At 65.8% G+C, this 24,488-nt stretch carries 20 protein-coding genes; 3 read left to right on the top strand and 17 right to left on the bottom strand.

Annotated features, from left to right (window positions below):
• The first annotated feature begins 7 nt into the window (after positions 1-7).
• Entirely contained in the window at positions 8-1,114 is a 1,107-nt protein-coding gene (gene alr / locus AAIL67_RS07755) for an alanine racemase (protein WP_224649491.1), read from the top strand.
• A 187-nt stretch (positions 1,115-1,301) separates the two neighbouring features.
• On the opposite strand, the gene AAIL67_RS07750 is transcribed toward alr, so the two are convergent.
• The 3 genes from AAIL67_RS07750 to AAIL67_RS07740 form a co-directional block, all read right to left on the bottom strand.
• Positions 1,302-2,501 carry an aspartate aminotransferase family protein gene (locus tag AAIL67_RS07750; protein WP_224649490.1) on the bottom strand — a complete coding sequence of 400 codons (1,200 nt, stop codon included), beginning with the start codon at positions 2,499-2,501 and terminating at the stop codon, positions 1,302-1,304.
• Positions 2,502-2,698: 197 nt separating this feature from the next.
• A complete protein-coding gene (locus AAIL67_RS07745) occupies positions 2,699-3,523 on the bottom strand; it encodes a YggS family pyridoxal phosphate-dependent enzyme (protein WP_063662707.1) in 825 nt (274 codons plus the stop codon).
• Between the two features lie 4 nt (positions 3,524-3,527).
• On the bottom strand, positions 3,528-4,757 hold the full coding sequence (locus AAIL67_RS07740) for a benzoate/H(+) symporter BenE family transporter (RefSeq protein ID WP_063662705.1): 1,230 nt from the start codon (positions 4,755-4,757) through the stop codon (positions 3,528-3,530).
• A gap of 108 nt (positions 4,758-4,865) precedes the next feature.
• On the opposite strand from AAIL67_RS07740, the gene AAIL67_RS07735 reads away from it, so the two are divergent.
• Positions 4,866-6,347 (top strand): PLP-dependent aminotransferase family protein, encoded by a 1,482-nt coding sequence (locus tag AAIL67_RS07735; RefSeq protein ID WP_063662703.1) that lies wholly within the window; start codon positions 4,866-4,868, stop codon positions 6,345-6,347.
• A gap of 35 nt (positions 6,348-6,382) precedes the next feature.
• On the opposite strand, the gene bioF is transcribed toward AAIL67_RS07735, so the two are convergent.
• The 13 genes from bioF to AAIL67_RS07670 all read right to left on the bottom strand — a co-directional run bounded on the left by bioF (position 6,383) and on the right by AAIL67_RS07670 (position 22,960).
• Positions 6,383-7,579, bottom strand: coding sequence for an 8-amino-7-oxononanoate synthase (gene bioF / locus AAIL67_RS07730; RefSeq protein WP_082877299.1), 1,197 nt, complete (start codon positions 7,577-7,579; stop codon positions 6,383-6,385).
• The gene (gene bioD / locus AAIL67_RS07725) at positions 7,576-8,259 is read right to left on the bottom strand and encodes a dethiobiotin synthase (RefSeq protein WP_063662699.1); all 684 of its coding nucleotides are present in this window, start codon (positions 8,257-8,259) and stop codon (positions 7,576-7,578) included. The genes bioF and bioD overlap by 4 nt, the downstream gene beginning before the upstream one ends.
• Complete coding sequence (gene bioA, locus AAIL67_RS07720) at positions 8,256-9,599, bottom strand: adenosylmethionine--8-amino-7-oxononanoate transaminase (RefSeq protein ID WP_063662835.1); 1,344 nt, start codon at positions 9,597-9,599, stop codon at positions 8,256-8,258. Before bioA ends, bioD begins: the two co-directional genes overlap by 4 nt.
• A gap of 131 nt (positions 9,600-9,730) precedes the next feature.
• On the bottom strand, positions 9,731-10,723 hold the full coding sequence (bioB, locus tag AAIL67_RS07715) for a biotin synthase BioB (protein ID WP_046461199.1): 993 nt from the start codon (positions 10,721-10,723) through the stop codon (positions 9,731-9,733).
• Between the two features lie 545 nt (positions 10,724-11,268).
• Positions 11,269-12,264, bottom strand: a complete 996-nt coding sequence (locus tag AAIL67_RS07710) for a porin (protein ID WP_003070535.1) — start codon at positions 12,262-12,264, stop codon at positions 11,269-11,271.
• Positions 12,265-12,521: 257 nt separating this feature from the next.
• A complete protein-coding gene (locus tag AAIL67_RS07705) occupies positions 12,522-13,682 on the bottom strand; it encodes a Fe-S oxidoreductase (RefSeq protein ID WP_343483699.1) in 1,161 nt (386 codons plus the stop codon).
• A 188-nt stretch (positions 13,683-13,870) separates the two neighbouring features.
• Entirely contained in the window at positions 13,871-14,947 is a 1,077-nt protein-coding gene (locus AAIL67_RS07700; RefSeq protein WP_003070538.1) for a homocysteine S-methyltransferase family protein, read from the bottom strand.
• Positions 14,948-15,013: 66 nt separating this feature from the next.
• Positions 15,014-15,688, bottom strand: coding sequence for a DNA oxidative demethylase AlkB (gene alkB, locus AAIL67_RS07695; protein WP_034351391.1), 675 nt, complete (start codon positions 15,686-15,688; stop codon positions 15,014-15,016).
• Entirely contained in the window at positions 15,685-17,169 is a 1,485-nt protein-coding gene (locus tag AAIL67_RS07690; protein WP_063662696.1) for an efflux transporter outer membrane subunit, read from the bottom strand. Before AAIL67_RS07690 ends, alkB begins: the two co-directional genes overlap by 4 nt.
• Entirely contained in the window at positions 17,162-20,356 is a 3,195-nt protein-coding gene (locus tag AAIL67_RS07685) for a multidrug efflux RND transporter permease subunit (protein ID WP_063662695.1), read from the bottom strand. The genes AAIL67_RS07690 and AAIL67_RS07685 overlap by 8 nt, the downstream gene beginning before the upstream one ends.
• Before the next feature lie 12 nt (positions 20,357-20,368).
• Positions 20,369-21,568 (bottom strand): efflux RND transporter periplasmic adaptor subunit, encoded by a 1,200-nt coding sequence (locus AAIL67_RS07680; RefSeq protein ID WP_063662694.1) that lies wholly within the window; start codon positions 21,566-21,568, stop codon positions 20,369-20,371.
• Positions 21,569-21,698: 130 nt separating this feature from the next.
• Positions 21,699-22,556: an AraC family transcriptional regulator gene (locus AAIL67_RS07675; RefSeq protein ID WP_063662693.1), complete on the bottom strand. Its 858-nt coding sequence runs from the start codon at positions 22,554-22,556 to the stop codon at positions 21,699-21,701.
• 20 nt (positions 22,557-22,576) lie between these two features.
• Entirely contained in the window at positions 22,577-22,960 is a 384-nt protein-coding gene (locus tag AAIL67_RS07670; RefSeq protein WP_063662692.1) for a hypothetical protein, read from the bottom strand.
• A gap of 223 nt (positions 22,961-23,183) precedes the next feature.
• Here AAIL67_RS07670 and soxR point away from each other — a divergent pair, with 223 nt between their 5' ends.
• Positions 23,184-23,660, top strand: coding sequence for a redox-sensitive transcriptional activator SoxR (gene soxR / locus AAIL67_RS07665; protein WP_063662690.1), 477 nt, complete (start codon positions 23,184-23,186; stop codon positions 23,658-23,660).
• 7 nt (positions 23,661-23,667) lie between these two features.
• On the opposite strand, the gene hutG is transcribed toward soxR, so the two are convergent.
• The gene (gene hutG, locus AAIL67_RS07660; protein WP_063662688.1) at positions 23,668-24,483 is read right to left on the bottom strand and encodes an N-formylglutamate deformylase; all 816 of its coding nucleotides are present in this window, start codon (positions 24,481-24,483) and stop codon (positions 23,668-23,670) included.
• Positions 24,484-24,488 lie beyond the last annotated feature (5 nt).

Below are 24,488 nucleotides of genomic sequence, written 5' to 3'. Positions count from 1 at the left end.
AAAAACCATGCCTCGTCCCATTACTGCCACCATCCATCCTGAAGCCGTTCGCCACAACCTGGAGCGGGTACGGCAAGCCGTCCCTGATGCCAAATTGTGGTCCGTGATCAAAGCCAACGCTTATGGCCACGGTATCGAAAACGTGTTTGAGGGTCTGCGAGCGACGGACGGTTTTGCCATGCTGGACCTCGATGAGGCCCAGCGCGTGCGCAATCTGGGGTGGCGCGGCCCCATCCTGCTGCTTGAAGGCGTGTTTGAGTTGCGCGACCTGGAAATCTGCTCGCGTCTGGGCATCTGGCATGCCGTGCACTGCGACGAGCAGATCGACTGGCTGGCCGCCCACAAGACACAGGTCGGCCACCGTGTCTTTCTCAAGATGAACAGCGGCATGAACCGGCTGGGCTTTACACCCGAGCGTTTTCGTGCGGCTTATGCGCGGCTGAACGCTCTGCCCCAGGTCGACGAGATCTCGTTCATGACCCACTTCAGCGATGCCGATGTGGAGCATGGCATGGACCACCAGCTCAGGATCTTTCACGAAACCACGCTGGACCTGCCCGGTGAGCGCAGCGTCAGCAACAGCGCTGCAACCTTGCTGCATGGTGACGAAAACAATGTGCGCTGCGACTGGGTGCGCCCCGGCATCGTGCTCTACGGCAGCTCGCCCGACTTCCCCACTCATGATGCGGCTCACTGGGGTCTTGAGCCGACCATGACGCTGTCGTCAAAAATCATCGGCACGCAGGAGCTGCATGCCGGCGACACCGTGGGCTACGGCTCGCGTTTTCAATGCGACGGACCGCTGCGCCTGGGCGTGGTGGCCTGCGGCTATGCGGACGGCTATCCGCGCGTCTGCCCCACGGGTACGCCCGTGCTGGTGGACGGTGTGCGCACCCGCACGCTGGGCCGCGTCAGCATGGACATGATGGCCGTGGACCTGAGCCCCGTTCCCAAGGCCAGGCTGGGCAGCGAGGTCACGCTCTGGGGTCGCGCCAGCAATGGCGCCGTGCTGCCCATCGACGAGGTAGCCGCTGCTGCCGGCACACTGGGCTACGAGCTGATGTGCGCCGTGGCTCCCCGCGTCCCCAAGCAGGTGGAGGGAGCAGGCAAGTAGACCGGCCTGCTCCCGTCAAAAAGCCGCTGCAAGCACAGCGGCTTTTATCGATTCAGAAAGCGTAGACATGCCTGCACCCGACGCGATGCAGGCATGCAGGACCGCGCATCAGAGCCCGGAATGCGGCGCCAGGAACGACCTCATCGGACCTGCGACGACTTCGGCCACCGCGCTCACGCACCGGCAGCTAAACAGCGTGGCGGCTTGGTGCACTGTCCTGGCACAGGCTGGCGACTCTGGCAACGATGTCGTCAATCTGTGCCTCGTCGCAGATCAGCGGCGGCAACAGCCGGATCGTGCGCTCACGGGTCACGGTAATCAGCAATCGCTGTTCGGCCAGCGCGCGGCCGACCAGCTCCTGGCAGTTCCGGTTCAACTCGATCCCTGCCATCAGCCCCAGGCCTCGGATGGCCTGCACACCCGGGTGTCCTCCCAGAGCCCGCCGCAGCCCGGCCAGCAGGCGCTCGCCCAGCTGTGCTGCCCGCTGCGCAATGCCGTCTCTTTCCATGATGTCGAGCACGGCACAGGCCACGCGGCATGCCAGCGGATTGCCACCGAAGGTGGAGCCGTGCTGGCCGGGACAGAACAGGTTCGCGGCGGAGCCACGCGCCAGACAGGCGCCAATGGGAACACCATTGCCCAGTGCTTTGGCGAGGGTCATCACATCGGGCGTGATACCGGCGTGCCGGTGCGCGAACCAGGCCCCCGTGCGGCCCAGGCCGGTCTGGATCTCGTCGAGCATCAGCAGCCAGCCCTGGCTGTCGCAGAGCTCGCGCAGAGCGCGCAGGTAGCCGCGACTGGCGACACGGATGCCGCCCTCACCCTGTACGGGCTCGACCAGCACGGCGACGATACCTGGTACTTCCTGGGCCGCACGGCGCACTGCATCGATGTCGTCATAGGGCACGCGCACAAAACCCGGCATCTGCGGCTCGAAGCCCTGTTGCTTGGCCGCGTTGCCCGTGGCGGCGAGTGTCGCCAGCGTGCGGCCATGAAAAGCGTTCCCCATCACGAGAATTTGCGGCTCGGCCACCTGCTTGTGATGCCCGTGCAAGCGGGCGAGCTTGATAGCCGTCTCATTGGCCTCGGCACCCGAATTGCAGAAGAACACCTTTTCCATGTCGGCGAGCGCGCATAAGCGCTCGCCAAGCTGCTCCTGCCAGTCGATACGGAACACGTTGGAGGTATGCAGCAGCGTCGCGGCTTGCTCGGCCATGACGGCGGCGATCTCCGGATGGGCATGGCCCAGGCTGGTGACAGCCACGCCGGCGATGGCGTCCAGGTATTCCACCCCCTGCTCGTCCCAGAGGCGGGCACCGCGACCGCGCACAAAAGAAACAGGTTGGCGGGCGTATGCCCTCATCAGATGGGAATCGGTTTGTGGCATGCATTGCTCCGGTGGGATGTAAAAGAAAACTGGCGGATATCAACCAGTTCAGGAGAACTCTGCAGCTGGCCAATCCCCTGTCTCAGCGGCAAAAATCGCGCATTGCGCCTGCAGGACTTGGCGGCAGATTGGCCGGCTTGCTACGGCCGCAACGCACAGCGCGGGCACAAGCCACCTGCGATTGCGCAGATGCCATATCAATCGGTAACGGATTCCGGCGTCTGCGGATCAGAGCGCGTTGGCCAGTAATAGCTATCGGGTAACGGACGCGCGCCGAAGATGGCCTGCCCCACGCGCACCACGGTAGCGCCCTCCTCGATGGCGATCTCGAAATCGCCGGACATCCCCATCGACAGCGCATCCAGCTCCATGCCCGCAGGCGCGCTTTGCTGCAGCTGAGCGCGCAGCTCGCGCAAGAGAATGAAACACCGACGCACCCGTTCGGCTTCGGCGGAAAACAGCGCCAGCGTCATCAGACCACGCACGCGCAACGCGGAAAACACGGGCAGTTGCTGGATGAAACCCGGCACATCCTCGGGATTCAAGCCATACTTGCTGGCCTCGCCCGAGGTATTGATCTGCACGAACACGTCCAGCGACCGCCCTTGAGCCTGCAGATGCCTGTCCAGCGCCTCTGCCACGCGCAGGCTGTCCAATGCCTGGAACTCGCTGGCAAAACGTGCCACCAGTCTGGCCTTGTTGGTCTGCAGGTGACCGATGACCGACCAGCGCAGATCGGCCAGGTCCTGCATGGACTCCCATTTTCCAAACGCTTCCTGTACCTTGTTCTCGCCCAACAGGCGGCAGCCCGCTGCATAGGCCAGACGCAGGCTGGCTTGCGGCTTGGTCTTGCTGACGGGCAGCAAGCGCACGCTGGCTGGATCACGCCCCGCGCGCTGGCAGGCCGCTGCAATGCGTTCCTGCACGGTGGCGAGGTTGCGACGAAAGTCCTCTACCGTGCCGGCCTCGGGGTACAGGCCATGTTGATCGTGACGGGTCGGGGTTTCTGAAGTCATGGGCATCACCTCATCCTTTTTCCATGGCGGCTATCGCGCCCGGCTGTGCGCTCAACGGCAGCCGGCCGTTGAGGACGGCATAGGCGAGCAGCCCTATGACCAGGCCCCAGAAGGCGCCGCCAATACCCAGCAACGTGATGTTGGCGGCGGCGGCCAGGAAGGTGATCAGCGCGGCCTCGCGCACCTTGGCATCCGCCAGGGCCGTGGCCAGGCTGGCGCCAATGGTGCCCAGCAGGGCGAGACCTGCCAGCGTGGTGATGAAGGTGGCGGGAAAGGCCATGAAGACCGCCGCCAGCGTGACCCCGAACACGCCGACCAGGATGTAGCACATGCCTGCAGCAACGCCGGCAATCCAGCGCCTGGAGGGATCTTCATGCGCCTGCGGGCCGGTAGCGATTGCAGCCGTGATCGCGGCGATGTTGAACGCATGCGAACCAAACGGAGCCATGAGCAGCGAGCCCAGACCCGTGATCGTGACGATGGGATTGGCGCTGGTCTTGAAGCCATCGTTGCGCAGCACCAGCATGCCGGGCATGTACTGGCCGGTCAGCGTGATGAGAAACAGCGGCAGCGCGACGCTGAGCAAGGCATTGAGCGAGAACTCCGGCCTGGTGAACACTGGGGCAGCAAGCTGCAACTCCAGCCTAGACAGATCGACCCGATTCTGCGACAGCAAAAAGACCAGCCCCAGCACCAGGATGCCGACGACGGCATAGCGTGCCGAAATCCGTTTGAGCACCACATAGGTCGCGATCAGCAGGCCCGCCAGCATGGGATCGACGCTCATGCCACCAAACGCCTTGATACCGAATTGCAGCAGGATGCCCGCGAGCAGTCCGGCCGCAATGCCGGCAGGAATAAGCCGGATGACGCGCTCGAAATATCCCGACAGCCCCAGCACCACGAAAGCCAGCGCGGAGACCATGTAGGCCCCCACTGCTTCGGCATAGGGCGTGCTCGCCAGGGCAGTCACCAGGAATGCCGCAGCAGGTGTGGACCAGGCCGTGATGATGGGCTCGCGCGTCACCCAGCTCAGCAGCAGACCTGTCAGCCCTACGCCAATCGAGATCGACCATACCCAGGAGGCCGTCAGCTCGGGGCCGAGGCCCGCCACCTTGGCCGCCTGGAACACAAGGATGAAGGTACCACCGTAGTTGACGATGACCGAGATCAGGCCTGCCACGACGGGATGTGTGAGATCGTTCCAGCGAAGAGACGAAGGCGAGTGGGTGGTTGACATGGTCTTGCAAGGGCTCCCGGAAAAGTGATTGACCCCATGGGGTAGCAGATTTATAGAATCGAAATGGCCTGATACTCCCGGCCACTTTTTTGCAGGAATACAGACCATTTGTTCAAGCACGCCCAACTCGAATCCGTCAAAGCCTGGATCGGCGACCCCGCTCATGGCGCCTTGCCGCTGCATGCCCGCATCCAACGGGCCATACGGCACCTGATCCTCGATGGCGCGCTGGACGTGGGCCGGCGCCTGCCGGCATCGCGAGCCCTGGCCCAGTCCTTGGGTGTCTCGCGCGATACGGTGGAGGCCGCCTATGGCCAGCTGCATGCCGAAGGCTTTATCGAACGACGCACGGGCAGCGGCAGCTTTGTGTCCGAGCAGGTGCAACGCCTTCCGGGACGCGGTCTGATGCAAAGTCCTTTGGCGCGCGTTCCCGCCCTGCGTTTGAGCCAACGCGGCGCAGCCATGTTCGCGGGCGGTGGCCTGTGTGATTTCCTCGCGCCACGCGCTTTTGCGCCCGGTGTGCCCGAGACACGCAACTTTCCGCTTCAGACCTGGGAGCGCTTGCAGCGGCAGGTGCTCAAGGAGCACGGCACCCGGGCTCTGCTGCACAGTCCGCCACAGGGCACCAAGGCTTTGCGCCAGGCCATTGCCGCCTATGTGAACTTGGAGCGCGGCGCGCGCGCCACACCTGAACGCGTGCTGGTGCTGACCAGTTCGCAACAGGCTCTGACCCTGTGCGCCAATGTACTGCTCGATGCCGGTGATCGCATCTTCATCGAAGACCCTGTGTATCACGGCGCACGCAAAGCCTTCGATGCGGCCGGGCTGGAATGTGTGCCCGTGCCGCTGGACGGCGACGGCATGCGGGTGGACTTACTGCAGACCCTACCCGCTGCCAGGGCGGTGTTTCTGACACCCTCCCACCAGTTCCCTACGGGCACCACTCTGGCCCTAGATCGCCGGCTGGCCGCCATAGCCTGGGCGCAGCAGGAGCAGGCCTGGATCATCGAAGATGACTACGACAGCGAATTTCACTACGCCGGCAAGCCCATGGCCTGCGTACAGGGGCTGGATCAGCACGAGCGCACGATCTATGTCGGGACCTTCACCAAGTCGATGTTCCCTGGGCTACGCATAGGCTATATGGTGTTGCCGGCTTCGCTGGTCGCCCCCATGACGGTGGCGCGAACCTTGCTGGATGGACACAGCGCAGCGATTGCGCAATTGACGCTGGCGCGGTTCATCGAAGGCGGGCACCTGGGTGCGCATGTGCGTACCATGCGCGCCGTCTATGCCGAGCGACGCGATGTGCTGGCGCGGCTGGTGCGCGAGCATCTGGGCGACTTCCTAGAGCCACGGGTGCCGGCGGGAGGCATGCAGATGCCTTGCACCCTGTTGCACGGCATTGCTGAACGCGCCGCCGTGGATAGCGCGCGCAGGGCGGGCATAGACCTGCTCGGCTTGACGCAGCTGCATGCATCAAGCCCGCAACAGGCGGGTTTTCTCATGGGATTTGCCGCTCACACACCGCATGAGCTGGAAGTCGCCGCGAGGAAGTTGGCGCAGGTACTGCAGGCGCTACGCCACTGACAGCGACCGGCGCGCCAGCGCAAAACGGCCAGGCCTCAGCCGGCAAGCTCCTGCAGCGCCGCCAGCAATTGCTTCACATCGGCCTCGGTATGCAGCGCCGACAAGGCAATACGCAGCCGCGCCGTGCCCACGGGCACGGTGGGAGGGCGAATCGCCGGCACCCAGAGGCCATGGCGGCGCAACCCCTCCATAAGGCCGAGCGCAGCGTCATTTCCGCCCACCACCAGTGCCTGCACGGCCGTGTCCGATGGCAAAAGCCGCCAGCCCTTGCCCTGCAACAAGGGTTGCAGCCCCGCACGCAGCTGGGCAATACGAGCCTGCAGCTGCTCGCGCAAAGCGCTCTGCTCCTCAATCAGCTGCAGACTGGTTTGCAATGCGCGCGCCAACATCGCAGGGGCGGCGGTCGCAAAGGTGTAGCTACGCGTTTTTTGCAGCAGCCATTCGATCAGCAGCGCATGTCCTGCAACAAAGGCCCCCGACACGCCAGCCGCCTTGCTCAGCGTGGCCATGTAAAGCACACGCGGCGAGGCCTTGACCCCTGTCAGCCCCGCAGCCGCCAGGCTGCCACGGCCTTGCGGGCCGAGTACGCCGAAGCCGTGGGCATCGTCCAGCAGCAGCAGCGCGTCGTAGCGCTCGCACAGTGCCAGCAGCCCCTCGATATCTGCCACATTGCCATCCATGCTGAAGACGGCATCGCTCACCACCAGCTTGCGCTGCACCGGGCAAGCAGCCAGCAGCTGCTCCAATGCAGCCAGATCGCCATGCTCGAAACGGTGGATCTGGGCACGCGACAGGCGACAGCCGTCGATCAGGCTGGCGTGGTTCAGAGCGTCAGAGAAAATGGCGTCGCCCGCCCCCACCAGCGCCGGGATGATGCTGGCGTTGGTGGCAAACCCGGCATAGAAGTAAAGCGCACGGGGCAGTTCCACAAAGCGGGCCAGTTCCTCCTCCAGCGCGGCATTGGCCGTGCTATGGCCGTTGACCATTGGAGAGCCGCCCGAGCCCACACCGAAATCCTGCGCACCGGCGCAGGCCGCCTCAATCATGGCCGGGTGCTGTGCCAGCCCCAGATAGTCGTTGCTGCAGAACTGCAGCATGGGCTGCCCGTCGACCAGAATGCGCGCGCCTTGCAGGGGCGCCACGGTACGGCGGGTACGGCGCAGCGCGGCGGCGTCCAAGGCTGCCAGCTGCTGTGGAATATCCTGCAGCCAGAAATTGGAAGATGCGGTCATTGCCATTCCTTGGGCAAGGAGAAATTGGTCAGGCGAGGATCGGGAGTGGCCTGCCACGGAATATCGGCCAGCAGCGGAGCGCCAAGCCGTCCCAGCTGGTTGCGCAGCCAGTCCATGTTTTCCTCGGGCACCAGCATCTGCGGCTCCACACGGCTTGCCACCCAGCCTGCCAGCGGCAAGCCGGCGGCGCGAATCGCCTCTGCGGTCAGCACCGCATGGTTCAGACAACCGAGCTTCAGCCCCACCACCAGCACCACCGGCAGCTGCAGTGCCACGGCCAGATCGGCAATGCACAGAGTCTCGGACAGCGGCACGCGCCAGCCGCCCGCGCCCTCGACCACCACGGCATCTGCCTGCGCGGCCAGCTGCCGGTAGGCGTCGAGAATCGGCGCCAGCGTCACCTCCACGCCCGCACGCCGGGCCGCGATATGCGGCGACATGGGGTCTGGCAGCAGCACGGGGTTGTCCAGCGCTGCCGGCACGGCCAGCGTGGAGGCCGCGCGCAGGGCCACCGTGTCTTCGTTGACCCAGCCGCCCTGCCCGTCGGGCTCGGCGCCTGCGGCCACGGCCTTCATGCCCACCACGCGAGGATGATGACGGGCCAGTGCGTGCAACAGCGCACAACTGGCCAGGGTCTTGCCCACACCGGTATCGGTTCCCGTGACGAAACAGCCGATCATGCGTTTCCCTTCTTCGCGGCAAGCTCTGCTTCCTGCTGCAAGGTGGTGTTCAGCGCGGCCAGCGCGGCCTGGCCCAGATGATCGATATCGGCATCGTCCAGCACATAGGGCGGCATGCAGTACAGCGTGCGTCCAATAGGGCGCAGCAGCAGGCCGAGGTCCAGAGCCGCCTCGTGGTAGCGCTGTGCAAAGTCCGGCAAGGCAGTATCGATGTCCCAGGCCCAGATCATTCCCTGCTGGCGCGCGTTGCTGACGCGGGGGTGAGCATTCAGCCCGGCGAATGCAGCACTGATTTTCCGAGCCAGCTGCCGATTGGCAGCCAGCTGGTCCAGTTGCTCGAACAGCTCCAACGTGGCCACGGCAGCGCGGCAGGCCAGGGGGTTGCCGGTATAGGAATGCGAATGCAGAAAGCCGCGCGCGGCATCGTCGTCATAAAAAGCCGCATAGACCTCATCGGTCGTCAGCACGGCAGACAAGGGCAGCGTGCCGCCCGTCAGACCTTTGGACAGGCAGATGAAGTCCGGCCTGATGCCGGCCTGCTGGTGGGCAAACAGGCTGCCGGTGCGGCCAAATCCCACGGCGATCTCGTCCACCACCAGATGCACTGAATAGCGGTCGCACAGCGCACGGGCCAGACGCAGATATTCGACATCGTGCATGGCCATGCCGGCGGCGCACTGCACCAGCGGCTCCAGAATCAGGGCAGCAGTCTCCTGGTGATGCGCCTGCAACCAGGACTCCAGACCCTCTGCTGCGCGGCGTGCCACATCGGCAGCGGTTTCGCCAGGCCGGGCCTGGCGTGCATCAGGGCTGGGCACGGTGGCCGACAGACGCACCAGGGGGCCATAGGCATCGCGAAACAGCGCAATATCGGTGACCGACAGCGCGCCTACCGTCTCGCCGTGGTAGCCGCCAGCCAGGCCCACGAAGCGGTGCTTGGCAGGATGCCCCTGGTTGCGCCAGTAATGAGCGCTCATCTTCAGCGCGATCTCTGTGGCCGAAGCGCCGTCACTGCCATAGAACGCATGGCCCAGGCCGGTCAGGCCGGCCAGGCGCTCGGACAGTTCGACCACGGGGGCATGGGTGAAGCCAGCCAGCATCACATGATCGAGCTTGCACATCTGCTCGGTCAGCGCCGCCCGGATATGCGGATGCGAGTGACCGAACAGATTGACCCACCAGGAACTGATGCCGTCCAGATAACGGCGGCCCTCGGTGTCCACCAGCCAGGGCCCGGTGGCGTGGTCAATGGCAATCGGCGGCGCGGCTTCGTGCCGCTTCATCTGGGTGCAGGGATGCCAGACATGGCGCACGCTGCGGCTGGCAAGACTGTGTTCCATCAAAAACTCCTGAGGCGAATCACCCGCCTTGTCAAAACGCAGGCGCAGCGCGGCCTGGCCCGCACCAGAGGCAGGGCCATGCAATTTGCAATGAGAAAGCCCCGGCGCGATGGCCGGGGAAGATTCAGGGATCAGCTTGCAGCCGATGCCCCCAGCCCCTTGAGGCCCAGCTTGCGCATCAAGGTGGTATCGGCCTCCACATCTGGATTGCCGGTCACCAGCAGCTTGTCGCCGTAGAAGATGGAATTGGCTCCCGCCATGAAGCACAGGGTCTGCACGGCCTCGCCCAGTTGCTGGCGGCCCGCCGACAGGCGCACGCGAGCCTTGGGCATGGTGATGCGCGCCACGGCGATCACACGGACAAAGTCCAGCGGATCCACCGGCTCGCTGTCGGCCAGCGGCGTGCCGGGCACGGGCACCAGGCTGTTGATGGGCACGGACTCGGGGTAGGGCTCCATGTTCGCGAGCTGGGCAATCAGGCCGGCACGGTGGACCTCGGTCTCGCCCATGCCGATGATGCCGCCGCAGCAGACGCTGATGCCCGCATCGCGCACGGCAGCCAGCGTGTCAAGCCGGTCCTGGTACTGGCGCGTGCTGACCACATCCTTGTAGTACTCGGGCGCGGTGTCGAGGTTGTGGTTGTAGTAGTCGAGACCCGCATCGCGCAGCGATGCTGCCTGGTGGGGCTGCAGCATGCCCAGCGTGGCGCAGGTCTGCATGCCGAGTCCCTTCACGGCACCGATCAGCTCGTTCATCTTCTCGATGTCGCGGTCCTTGGGCGCGCGCCAGGCAGCGCCCATGCAAAAGCGGGTGGCTCCGGCATCCTGGGCAGCCTTGGCGGCGCGGGTGACCTCCTCCACGCTCATCAGCTTCTCGGCCTTCACGCCCGTATCGAACTCCGCCGACTGCGGGCAGTAGCCGCAGTTCTCGGGGCAGCCGCCGGTCTTGACGGACAGCAGGGTTGCCAGCTCGATCTCGCCTGCAGGCCAGTTCTCACGGTGCACGCTCTGAGCACGGTGCAACAAGTCCAGAAAAGGCAGGTCCAGCAAGGACTGCACTGCCTCCACGGGCCAGCGCTGCGCTTCGGAGGCCGCGGCGGGCTTGGCCGGCGCATGCCAGTGCATGGTCTGGCTGCCGCAGGCGGCGGCTTGCTGCGCGTCGGCGGCGCGCACTGGGTTGTCTTGCTCGGGCACGGAATAGGACATCGCGGTCTCTCCTCAATCGGGGGAATGCCGCGCATTTTGGGCAAAAAAATCAAGGATTTACAGAGCCCGCATGCAAATAGTTGCCTACCAAAGAGTTGCAACAAGAAGCGCTATTTTTGAGCGCTATTTCAATGCATTTGACAGATTTTCAGCACTCATTAGAAACAGCCAGCCATAACTTCTGCCAAATTGAGCTCTTGTGCACTCAATTAAGTGGAATACACCAGATTCAGACCTTGGATTTCAACGAGGAAGAGCGTAGATATCGGCAAAAAACACGGTTTTTGGCGATTTTTACCCGGACAAGGCCTGGATCAGGGCCAGAAACGGTGCTGTACCACCCGTGCAAAGGCGGACAAACACCCCAAACTGGCGGATTTAATTCCCTCAACTCTTGTTGGACATTCGCACCGGGCGCAAAAAAGCCGCAGCAAGGCTGCGGCTGCAGGGCTGGAGGCCTGGGCTCAGAAGGCGTGAGCCATGCCCACGCCGAACGAAGTTCCCGAGTCCGCGCCGTACTCGTAGCTCTTGCGCCCCAGGCTGGCATAGAGCGTGGTGCGCTTGGACAGCGCGTAGTCGGCGCCCAGAGAGTAGAAATGATTGGTCTGCTCCTGCATGCGCTGGCGTCCATAGCCGGCCTTCAGCGTGGTCTGTCCCATCTGATAAGTGGCGCCCAGCGTCACGGCCTTGGCCGAGAGTGCCGTCTGGGCCACGCGCGAATAGTCCCAGGCGGCCATCACGGCGGCTGCGCCAAAGCGGTATTTGCCAGCCACGAAAGTGTCTTTGTCACCGCTGCCGTTGCGCTCGAAGGCCAGCATGCCGCTCAGGCTGTCCGAGTCGTAGTTGAGAGAGGCCGAATAACCGCGCCCTTCGCGGCGCAAGGTCAGCGGCACCTCGGTGCGCTCCGGCGAGGCACTCAGATGCAGGGTGAAGCCGGCCACCGTGGGCGAGTCGTAGAAGATGCCATTGGCCATGCGCCCATACTCGGCCGTGCCGTTGTTGCTATAGCGGTCGGTAGGCGTGAGGTAGTGCCACTGATACCAGGCGGGCGAGGAAATGCGGTTGAAATTGGCCCAGGGGTCGAACTTCCAGTCCTGCGACCACATGGCCGACAGGGCGCGGCCCAGGCGCAAGTGGCCAAAGCCGCCCTGCAAGCCCACCGTGGACTCGTCGTGCCAGAACGGCTTGCGGCCCTGATCCTCCAGACGCCCGGTATCGATATCGAAACGTGCGCTCAGGCGGAAGGTGGCCTTGAGGCCACCGCCCAGGTCCTCCCAGCCGGCAATCGCAAGATTGCTGCGCTGAATCGTGCCGGCCTGCGCCGTGCCATCAAAGCCGCGATAGATGCCGCCGTCGATCAGACCGCCAATGCTGACGCTGGACGACTGGGCCGCCGCAGGCAGCACGGCAGACAAAAGAGTGAAACATGTGGAACAAGCAATGCCAGTACGCAAGCGCATGCCGGTGGTTCTCCTTGAATTGTGAAGTCACTGCCCCGCAGCCAGCTCTTGGCACAGCAGAAGACAGAGAAGGTCGAAGACCTGTGAGATGAGGTGATGACAGGCAGTCAGGCCCTGCCTGATGCACTGAAGACAGCCGGAACATGGCTGGCAGCCTAGCTGCCAATTCCGACCCGAGAAGCCTGCTCAAAAAGCAGGCAACGGGAAGCATTATGAAAGTGCGGCACGCGCAGAGTCCAGCCCTGCGTCAGCTTGGTTCAGCCGCTGCGCGCCACGCCGGAGGCGGCCCAGATGCGATTCATCTCGCTGCAGAACGGCTGGGCGCAGGGTGCCAGGCCCTGGTACTGGCAGCCTTCGGTCATGCACAGATGCGAACGGTGCTCGCCGCTGCGGCGCGGCACAGGCAGGGCATTGGCAGCCTGGGCCGCGGCCATCATCAGCCAGGGATCGGACTTGTTCTGCAGCAGTTGCTGCACTTCCTGCGCCAGCGCCGGTGCGGGCATGGCCAGAGGCAGACCGGCCATCTGTACCGGCGTCGCCTGAGCGGAGCTCGCCGTGACGGGCTGCAGCTCCAGCCACAGCAATGCGCTGGTAGCAAGTGTGCTGGTCGCCACCGACGACTGCGGTTGCACCACCAGAGCCAGAGGACCGCTGCTCAAGACACCCGGATCCGCCATGGGCAGGCGCAGGGCCGTCCCCGGCCCCTGGGCTGCCGGGATGCTTGCCGCACCCACAGCCTTCGCCCAGGCGGCGGGCACCTGCAATGTCAGGGAAAAGCTGCGCTCGCCTTGCGGCGTGACCAGCGTGCCTTGCTGCACCAGCCAGTTCTGCAGCTGGGGCAGACGCGGTGCGGCAGCGCCGCCAGCGGTTGCTGCCATGCCCTGCTGTGCCTGCTCCAGCGCCACGGCCGCCGTGGGCGACAGGGCCGCAGCCGTCTGCAAGGCCGAGCTGGGCGGCTGCGCGCCAGACACCGCAGCCTGCGCCAAGGCCTGCATCAGCGCAACCGATCCTTGCTGGCCGGCCAGCAGCTGCAAGGGCTGGGGCTGGGGCTGGGGCTGGGCCTGTCCCTGCAGGCTGACCTGAACCTGCGCGAGCAGGCTTTGCACAAACTGCTGCACGGCCACTGGCAGGCCCTGGCTAGGCCAGCTTGCCGCAGGTGCACCGGGTTGGGCTTGCACCTGCAGTGCCAGCTGCGCAATCAGATGCTCAAAGGCCTGGAGCTTGAGGTTCTGCAAGGTTTGCGGCGACCACTGCACCATGCTGGTCGCCGGGGGCGTAGCTTGAGCGGCGGGCAGCTGCTGCGCTGCGGGAAGGTCCGAGACAGCGGCTGCAGCCACATTGCCGGCCTGCGCAGCCGCCTGGCCCGTGGGCACGGACACGGGCAGTACGGGGGCAGCAGGTCGCAGTGGTGCAGTCATGCGGTCGTCGGTGGCGGGGCATCAAAGCCGGAATCAGGGCATTGTGCCCGCCCCTGCGGATAAGCATCGGAAAAAGAGCTGCCAATGCTTGTGGCTCAAGCACCAGGGCTGCCCGGATCGTGCCGGGGCCGCATGGTTCACACCGGCGATCCGAAGCGCGGGTCAGGGGCGAACCATTCCAGGCGGAATCAGGCCTCGGCCGGGTAGAACAGCTTGCGCGTGGCCGTGGCCTGCACGGCCTTGGCAATGGCACCGATATGGTCGGGCGTGGTGCCGCAGCAGCCGCCCACGATATTGACCAGACCTTCGGCCGCGAACTCGTGCACCAGACGGCTGGTGATCTCGGGCGTTTCGTCAAAACCGGTGTCGCTCATGGGGTTGGGCAGGCCGGCATTGGGGTAGCAGCTGATGAAGGTGTCGGGAGCCGCCTTGGCCAGCTCCTGCACATAGGGACGCATCAGCGTGGCACCCAGGGCGCAGTTCAGACCCACGGACAGCGGGTTGCTGTGGCGCACGCTGTGCCAAAAGGCCGTCACGGTCTGTCCGCTCAGAATGCGGCCCGAGGCATCGGTCACCGTGCCGCTGATCATGATGGGCAGGCGCTCGCCGGTCTGCTCGAAGGCCTCGTCCACGGCAAACAGCGCGGCCTTGGCGTTGAGGGTGTCGAAGATGGTCTCGACCAGGATCACGTCGGCACCGCCTTCAATCAGCGCCAGCGTCTGCTCCAGATAGGCCTGGCGCAGCTGCTCGAAAGTGATGTTGCGCGCGGCAGGGTCGTTCACATCAGGACTGATGGAGGCCGTCTTGGGCGTGGGGCCCAGGGCGCCGGCCACATAACGCTTGTGATCGGGCGTGCTGTACTTGTCACAGGCCGCACGCGCCAGCTGGGCGCTCTTGAGGTTCATCTCATAGGCCAGATCGGCCATGTGATAGTCCTCCTGCGCAATCGTGGTCGCGCCAAAGGTATTGGTCTCGATCAGATCGGCGCCGGCGGCCAGGTATTTCTCATGGATGTCGCGAATCACGTCGGGACGGGTCAGCGACAGCAGTTCGTTGTTGCCCTTGACGTCATGTGCGAAGTCCTTGAAGCGCTCGCCCGCACCGTCGGCACCGGCATAGCCCTCGCCGCGATACTGAGCCTCGCCCAGCTTGAAACGCTGAATCATGGTGCCCATGGCGCCGTCAAGAATGACGAGGCGCTTGGCAAGCGTTGCGGGCAGCTCCTGGGCTCGGGTGTAGGCGGGGGTGGGGTGCGACTGGCTCATAGACCGCCATTGTAGGAAAGCTGGCCGGCTTTGCCGGGCAGCCGGGCATTGCCCTGTCGCCAGCGCCTATTCCGATGGCTGGCCTGCCGGGTAGCGAGCCTTGGCCATGCGGAACGTCAGATTCCAGCGCTCATTGCCAAGCAGCGGGTGCTGGCCCTCCATGAGCGGAGCGACGCCATGAAACACCAGGCGCGAGGGCCCGCCCCAGACCAGCACATCGCCATGGGTGAGCGCAAGGCGCCGGGTGGGACTCTGGCGCGTCAGCCCGCCCCAGAGGAAACGGCAGGGCAAGCCCAGCGAGACCGAGACTATGGGCGCAGCAAAGTCATGCTCGTCCTGGTCGCGGTGCAAGCCCATGCGCGCGCCCGGCTGATAGCGGTTGATCAGGCAGGCATCGGGTGCAAAGCCCGGATAGCCGGCCAGCGCCGCCGCCCTGGCGGCCTGCTCGCCCAGAAAAGCCGGGATGGCAGGCCAGGGCTTGCCGGTCTGCGGATCGACGGCACTGTAACGATAGCCCTGCAGATCCGAAATCCAGCCCCAGCCGCCGGCGTTGGTGATCGCCACCGACATGAACTTGCCGCCGGGCACCTGCATGGTGCGAAATGCGGCCCGCGTCTGCAAAGCCGTCACCTCGGCCACCCAGCGCTGCTCCTCGGCTGCCGCAAACCCGCGCAGCAGCACGGCACCGTCATCAATGATTTCGGCGGGCAGGGAGTCGGCAGGAAACAGCGAAAGCGTCATTGCAACGCAATCATAGGCCTGGCCGGCGACTGGCCCTCCCAGCCGCCAGCCAGCGCCTGGTACAGCGCCACGGCGGCACGCAGGCCGCGCGCGCGGCTGTCGGCCGCCGCGTCCTGGGCCGCATAGAGATCGCGCTGCGCGTCCAGCACCTCGTACAGGCCCACGCTGCCCAGGCGGTAGCGGCGCTGCGCGAGCTGCTCGGCCCGTGCACGCTGCTCGGCAGCCTGGGCCAGATGGGCGTCCTCGCTGCGGGTGCGCGTGAGAAGCACCAGGGCGTTCTCGGTGTCCTCCAGCGCCAGCAGCACGCTTTGCTGGTACTGGGCCAGCGCGACCTGGGCGCCCGCTTCGCTGGCAGCGATGCGCGCGCGCACGCGCCCCACGTCGAGAAAAGACCAGTCCACGCCCAGGAAAACGCTGCGGCTGGCGCTGCCGGCCTCGAACAGCGCTCCCGTGCTGAGTGCGGAGCTGCCCAGCAGACCGCCCAGCGACAGGCGCGGGAACAGCTCTGCCGTGGCCACGCCCACCCGCGCCGTGGCGGCATGCAGACGCGCCTCGGCGGCGGCCACATCGGGGCGACGGCGCAACAGCTCGGCGGGCGTGCCGGGAGCGATGGTCTGCGGCAGTTGCGGCAACGCGGCCGGCGCGTCCAGCGCTGCGATCAGTGCCTCGGGCACCTGGCCGGTAAGCACGGCCAGCCGGTGCTGTGCCATGGCGATCCGGGCCTGCAGCGCCGGAATGCGCGAGCGCGTGGTCTCCAGTTGCGCCTGGGCGCGCGCCAGGTCGAAGTCTGTGCCGCTGCCATGCGCCAGCCGCAGCTGCACTAGGCGCAGCGTATCTTGCTGATTGGCGGCATTGGCCTCGGCCAGATGCAGACGCTGCTGCCAGCCGCGCAGATCGGCGTAGCTGGCCGCGACCTGGGCAGCAATGGCGACCTGCAGCGCAGCCAGATCGGCGGCACTTGCGCGCAGATCGGCGCTGCCGGCCTCGATGCTGCGACGCACGCGACCGAACAGGTCCAGCTCCCAGCTCGCGTTGATGCCGGCGCTGTAGCTACGCTGGCTGAGTGGCCCGCTTTGTGCCCCGCTTGGTGCCTGGCTTTCACTGCGTCTTTGCTGCAGCGCCTGGCCCGACAGGGTAAGCGTCGGGAGCTGATCAAGACGGCTCTCGCGCAGCAGGGCCTGGGCCGCATCGAGCCGCGCCAGCGCAGCGCGCAGATCCTGGTTGGCCCGCAGGGCCTGCTCGACCAGTTGCGTGAGTTGCGCATCCTGGAACTGGCGCCAGAACGCGGCGTCGGAGCCGGTCTCGGGCGATGCCTGTTGCGGGACTGCGGAGGGCTCGGCCCGCGCGAACTGCGCGCCGGCCTGGGGCAGCTCGGGCGTGCGGAAATCGGGGCCGACGGCGCAGCCTGCCAGCAAGGCCGAAAGGCCCGCCACGGCATATGCCAGAGCATGCCGGCGCAAGGGTTTGCGGATCTCAGACATGGCTGCCCTCCAGGGATGTGGGTGAAACAGGTGAAGCAGGATGGGCAGGCGTGCGGGTCGCCAGCGACCGGCCCGACAGGCGGCGCAGCGTGACGTAGAACACCGGCGTGAGGAAGAGGCCGAACAGCGTCACGCCCAGCATTCCCGAGAACACCGTCACGCCCGTGGCCGCGCGCACCTCGCTGCCCGCGCCGCCGCCGATCAGCAATGGCACGGCGCCCGCGATGAAGGCGATGGAGGTCATGACGATGGGACGCAGCCGCAGACGGCAGGCCTGCAGCGCAGCATCGACGATGGGCGAGCCGCGCATCTCCAGCTCGCGTGCGAACTCCACGATCAGGATCGCGTTCTTGCAGGCCAGGCCCATGAGCACCACCAGGCCCACCTGCACGAAGACGTTGTTGTCGCCCCCGGCCAGCCAGACGCCGAACAGCGCCGCGCAGATGCACACGGGCACGATCAGGATCACGGCCAGCGGCAGGGTCCAGCTTTCGTAGAGCGCGGCCAGCACCAGAAAGACCAGCATCACGGCGATCACGAAGACCACGGCCGCGGCATGGCTCTGCTCGACCTGCTGGTAGCTCAGGTCCGTCCAGGCCAGCTCGATGCCCCGCGGCAGCGTGCGCTGCGCGATCTCCTGCAGCTTGGTCAGCACCTCGGCCGAGGACAGCAGGCGCGGGTCGGAGTCGCCGATCAGGTCGGCGGCCGGAAAGCCGTTGTAGCGCAGCACCGGATCGGGCCCGTAGCTGGGCACCACCGTGACCATGGAGCCTATGGGCACCATCTCGCCACGCGCGTTGCGCGTGCGCAGCTGGGCGATGTCCTCCACGGCCTGGCGGTGGTCGGCATCGGCCTGCAGCATCACGCGCCAGACGCGGCCGAAGGCGTTGAAGTCGTTGACGTAGACCGAGCCCAGATAGGCCTGCAGGGTCTGGAACAGATCGGTCAGCGCCACGCCCTGGGCCTTGGCCTTGATGCGGTCCACCTTCACCTCCAGCTGCGGGATGTTGGACTGGTAGCTGCTGACCGGGTAGGTCATGCCCGGCGTCTTGGCGATCTCGGCCTGAAAGGCCGCAAGCGCCTGTTGCAGTGCAGCATAGCCCAGGCCTGCGCGGTCCTGCAGGAACAGCGAATAGCCCGATCCGTTGCCCAGGCCCTGGATGGGCGGCGGCATCAGCGCATAGGCGAAACCGCCCTCGATCTGCGCGAACTTGGCGCCCAGCTCGGCATTGATGGCCTCGGCACTGCGTGTGCGCTCGCCGAAGGGCTTGAGCATGATGTAGGAGCTGGTCAGATTGGGCGTGGTCGTGGACTGCAGCGCGTTGAAACCCGCGAAGGCAGCAACCATGTCCACGCCATCCACGCTCTTGGCCGTCTCCACCATCTGGCGCGTGACCGCGTCGGTGCGGTTCAGCGACGCGCCCTCTGGCAGCTTGGCACCGGCGAACAGGTAGAGCTTGTCCTGCATGGGGATGAAGCCGCCGGGCACGGCATGGAACAGCACGGCGGTGCCGGCCAGCAGCGCCGCATAGACCGCGAACACCAGGCCGCGTCGGCGCAGCGAGCGGCCCACCGAATTCTGGTAGCCGTGGGCGCTGCGATCGAAGAAGCGGTTGAAGGGCCGGAAGAGCCATCCCAGGCCCTTGTCGATGACGCGCGCCAGCGCATCGCGCGGTGCGCCGTGCGGCTGCAGCAGCTTGGCTGCCAGTGCCGGCGACAGGGTCAGCGAGTTGATGGCCGAGATCACCGTGGAGATGGCGATGGTCACCGCGAACTGCTGGTAGAACTGGCCCGTGACGCCGCTGAGAAAGGCCATGGGCACGAAGACCGCGCACAGCACCAGGGCGATGGCGATGATGGGCCCGGAGACCTCCTTCATGGCCAGATGGGCAGCCTCCTGCGGGCTGTGCCCCTGCTCGATGTAGCGCTCCACGTTCTCGACCACGACGATGGCGTCGTCCACCACGATGCCGATCGCCAGCACCAGGCCGAACAGCGTCAGCGTGTTGATGGAATAGCCCAGCAGGTACAGGCCCGCGAAAGTGCCGATGATGGACACAGGCACGGCCAGCAACGGAATGATGGAGGCGCGCCAGGTCTGCAGAAAGACGATGACCACCAGCACCACCAGGATCACGGCCTCGATCAGCGTGCTCTGCACGGCCTTGATCGAGTCGCGCACAAAGACCGTGGGGTCCCAGACGGACTCGAAGGCCACGCCTTCGGGCAGGTCCTTGGAGAGCCGGTCCATGGCCGCGTAGACCTGCTCGGCCACGCCCAGCGCATTCGCGCCCGGCGACAGGAAGATGCCCACGGCAGCCATGTTCTTGGTGTCGCTCCACGAGCGCAGCGTGTAGTCGCTGGCGCCCAGCTCGATGCGCGCCACGTCGGCCAGACGCACGACCTGGCCGCCTTCGCCGCTCTTGAGCACGATGTCCCCGAACTCCTCGGCCGTCTTCAGCCTCCCGCGCACATTGATGGACAGCAGCTTGTCGGACTTCTGCGCACTGGGCTCCGCGCCCAGCTGGCCGGCCGAGACCTGGATGTTCTGCTCGCGGATGGCGGCGATCACCTCGCCGGCCGTGAGCTGGCGTGCCGCCACCTTGTGCGGGTCCAGCCAGACGCGCATCGCATAGTCGCCCGCGCCGTAGATGCCCACGTCGCCCACGCCGGGAATGCGCGCCAGCACATCCTTGATCTTGAGCGTGACATGGTTGCGCAGATACAGCGCATCATGCGCGCCGTCGCGCGATACCAAGCCCACGTACATCAGCGGCGTGGACGCCTGCTTCTGCGTGGTCACGCCGAACTGTCGCACCTCCTCGGGCAACCGGCTCTGGGCCTGGCTGACACGGTTCTGCACGCGAACAGCTGCCGTGTCGGGGTCGATTTCGGGACGAAAGGTGGCAACCACCTGCAGACTGCCGTCCGAAGCCGCGACCGACTTCATGTACATCAGGCCTTCGACCCCGTTGATGGCTTCCTCCAGGGGCACGGCCACCGACTCGGCGACCTCCTTGGGATTGGCTCCCGGATAGGTGGCGCGCACGACCACGCTGGGCGGCACGACCTCGGGGTACTCGCCCACCGGCAGCTGCGGAATGGCCACCAGGCCGACGGCGAACATGATGATGGAGAGCACGACCGCGAAGATGGGCCGGTCTATGAAGAATTTGGAGAAGTCCATGGCACTGCTCCCTTACTGCGCAGCGGTGGGCGCAGGCTGCGCGGCCGCTGATGCCACCGGCCTGGGATTGACGGGCATGCCGGGGTAGTAGATGCGCTGCACGCCGCCCACCACCAGCCGGTCACCCGCCGCTAGGCCTTTTTCCACCAGGCGCCGGCCATCGACCATGCGACCCAGCGTGAGGTCGCGACGCTCGGCCAGATTGCCTTCGCCCACCACATAGACGTACTTGCGGTCCTGGTCGGTGAGCACGGCCTTGTCGTCGATCAGCAGCGCCTGGGACTCGCCCCCCTGCGGATCCGGGCCGCTTTGCATCTGCACGCGTGCGAACAGGCCTGGCGTCAGCACCCGATCGGGGTTGGCCAGGCGCGCGCGCAGGCGCATGGTGCCCGTGCCCGGCTGGAGCTGGTTGTCGCTGAAATCCAGCGTGCCCGCATGGGCAAAGCCGCTGTCGCCGACAAGGGCCACGCGCACCGCGCGGCCCCGGCCGCTCTGGTCGGCCAGACCTGCCTTCTGGTAGCGCAGAAAGCTGTGCTCGTCGGCATCGAAATAGGCATACACCGGGTCCTGCGAGACCAGGGTGGTCAGCACGCTCTGGTCGGCCTGGGCCATATTGCCCACGGTGAGCAGGGCGCGGCTGGCACGGCCCGTGATGGGCGCGCGCACCTCGGTGAAATCGAGCTGCAGCCGTGCGGTGGCCAGCTCGGCCTCTGCCGCGCGCACCTGGGCCGTGGCCTGGGCCAGTGTTGCGGCCCTTGTATCGGCCTCTTCGCGCGAGACCGCATTCTCGGCCACCAGCTGACGCGCGCGTTGGTCCTGCGTCTGCGCCAGCCCGGCAGCGGCACGCGCGCGTTCGAGCTGGGCCTGAGCGCTGGCCAGGGCCGCGCGATAGGGCCGCTGGTCGATCACGAACAGCAGCTGGCCCTTCTTCACCTCCTGGCCCTCGGCGAAGGCGATGCGCTCGATATAGCCCGACACGCGCGAGCGCAGCTGCACCGACTCCACGGCCTCGATGCGGCCGTTGAATTCGTCCCAGGGGCGTATGGCCTGCAAGGCGACCTCGGCCACCTGCACCTCGGGCGCGGGCGGCGGGCCGTTGCTGGCATGTGCATCGCCCGCGCCGGGACGGCCGCAGCCGGAAAGCAGGACCAGCGCCGCAACGGCGCTGGCAAACATGGTAAGCCGCAGCTGCGGTGGATGGAAGACAAACATGAGACTCTCTCCTTCAGGAAACGGCCGTGCACGACGTGCTGCGGCGCTTTGCGGGCACACCCGTCCCTGCGCAGCGCATGGCGCGCAAGAGACATCGTGGAAAACAGGTTGGAAGCGGGGCCTGCCGGCCTCAGGCCGCGGACCTGGACACAGGCGGCGGCCCGGGCCACGCAGGCGGCAGCGGTGCTCTGCGCTGCGCCAGAAAGCGCCGCGGCGAGCTCCCCACCGCCTTGCGGAACATGGTCACGAAGGCAGGCGCACTTTCGTAGCCGAGGGCGTCTGCCACGGTCTGTATGCGCTGCCCTTCCGAGAGCTGCTGCAGCGCGGTAAGCACATGGAGCTGACGACGCCACTGGTTGACCGTAAGGCCTGTCTCGGCCAGAAACAGCCGGGTCATGCTGCGCTCGCTCATGCCTATGCGCTGCGCCCAATCGGCCAGCCGAGCCTGCAGCTGCGGCTCGGCGCACAAGGTGCTGGCCATGCGGCGCAGACGCAGGTCACGCGGCATCGGCAGGTGCAGGCCCTCGGACTGTGCCGCCTGGATCTCGTCGATCAGCACCTGCATCAACCGGCCGTCACCGTCATCAAGACGGTAGTGCTGCGGCAAGGCCTGCACGCGCTCCAGCAGCGCGCTCAGAAATGGCGATACCGTCAGCGCATGAAAGGGGCTGGTCATGAGACGCGCAACCCCCGCTGCCACAAAGACGATGTAGCCGCTGGCCGCGCCGCTGAAGCTGACGCGATGCGGCATGCCACCTTCGATCCAGGCGGCGCTGCGCGGCGGAACCACACAGACGCCAGCATCGGTCTCCAGCGTGATCAGTCCCACATTCGTGACCATGAGCTGACTCTTGCGATGGGCATGGAAGTCCATGCCCCAATCCCCCGGGCCCGACTGCATGGGCAGCACGATCACCGGGCGGTCCACCTGGTCGGGGTCCCACATTCCGAGCCTGTCCTGCAGCAAGGCTTCATCCACGGCATTCATCGCTTTTCCCTCATTCCATTTCAATCGCTCTGAAGAAGCTCCAGCGCTCGCTCGCGCGCCTCTTGTGTGGAAGCCACCAGCAGCATCGGATAACCCCAGGCCTTGCCGAACATCAGCGCCAAGGCCTGGGCCTGCTCTCGCTTGTGTGCATCGGGCTCGGCATGAACCAGAGCGCGAACCAGGCTTTTGAGCTCGCTGCGGCGCGCTTTCATCCAGAGCACCACCTGCTTGCGCTCCTCGGGCGAGTGCTCCTCCTGGGACATGTCGCCGTCGCTGTAGAAGACAAAGGCCTGGCCGCGGTCGAGCAGAGCCGAGAAATCCGCCAGCAAGCGGTCCATAGGCTGAGCCTTGTCACGCTCGTAGCCCATGCGGACCAGGGGATAGCTGCTGCTGTCGATGTACATGGGAACCTCCTGTCTATGTCAATCAATAAAAATGAGACTCATTACTTTATAAGTAAGCAGCAACGGCGTCATTGCAGCTTTCAGCCAAAGAATTTCGCAGTCCGGCCAACTGGCCTTCATGGACTGCCTCGGCGGCCTTGCCCAGCTCCCGCCCTATCGATCACAATGGCCCACATTCTTCAAGTTCAAGTTAACTTGAAGTCAAGCACCAAGGAAAGACACCATGAAAATTGAGGATGATCCGCTGATGAGCATCAGCGACTTCGCGCAGCGCAGCGGCGTCAACGCTTCAGCACTGCGCTTTTACGAATCGCTGGGTCTGATCGAATCGGTGCGCAGCAGCGGCGGCAGGCGGCGCTACCACCGCTCTGGCCTGCGGCGCATCGCCTACATCGTGTTTGCGCAGCGTGTGGGCTTCACGCTGGAGGAGATCGCCGCACAGCTGGCGCGGCTGCCGACGCGGCATGTACCCACGGGCGGCGACTGGCAGAAGATGTCGCTCATCTGGCAGCAGCGGCTGGACGAGCGCATCGACGAGCTGCAGCGCCTGCGCGACAGCCTCAACCAGTGCATAGGCTGCGGCTGCCTGTCGCTCAAGGTGTGCACCATGTACAACCCCGAGGACCAGTGCCAGCGCTGCGGCCCGGGGCCGCGCCGCTGGATGGGCGATGCGCTGCCGACGGGGGCCGAGGGCCACTAGCCTCGGCTCAGCGGCCGCTGGCTTGGGCGAAGGCCAGCACGGCCTGCAGCAGACGCTGCATGGTGGGCTGGATGCGTGCCGCGACCTCGGGCAGGTAGTCGAACGGCATCTGCTCCTGCATATAGCTGGACTGCGTCATCTCCAGCTGCACGGCGTGGAAGCCCTGCTCCGGCTGACCATAGTTGCGCGTGATGAAACCGCCCTTGAAGCGGCCGTTGAGCACGCTGGTGTGATCCGGTGCCTGCCGTGCAATATCCAGCAGTTGCTGGGCCAGTGCCGGCGCGCAGCTCTTGCCGTCGGCGGTGCCCAGGTTCAGGTCGGGCAGCTTGCCCTCGAAAAAGCGCGGCAGCACCGAGCGGATGCTGTGCGCATCCCACAGCATGGCCACGCCATGCTGGCTCTTGATGCGATCGAGCTCGGTGCGCAGCTGCGCATGATAGGGCTGCCAGTAGAGTTCGCGGCGGCGCGCGACTTCCGCCTCGTCGGGTTCGAACTCCTTGCGGGCATACAGGGGCTTGCTGTCGAAGCCGTCAACCGGGCACAGCCCGGTCACGCTCTGGCCCGGATAGAGGCTGGCGCCATCGGGCGGGCGGTTCAGGTCGATGACATAGCGCGAATGCGTGGCGACCAGAATGGATGCGCCCAGTGCCTTGGCGAAGTCGTAGAGCTGCGGCATGTGCCAGTCGGTGTCGTGGACTTCGCGCCCTTCTGGCGTGAGCTTGGCCGCAATGTCGGCCGGCACATGAGTGCCGGTATGCGGCATGGAAATCAGCAGCGGTGCCGTACCCTGGTGGAAGACAAAGGGGGCTATGGCTTGGCTCATGGAGC

The organism is Comamonas sp. A7-5 (genome assembly GCF_039581385.1).
In the GTDB taxonomy this organism is placed as follows: Bacteria; Pseudomonadota; Gammaproteobacteria; order Burkholderiales; family Burkholderiaceae_C; genus Comamonas; species Comamonas thiooxydans.
Note: the sequence above shows the minus strand (reverse complement) of the source record. Positions and strands in the feature narration are given on the sequence as shown.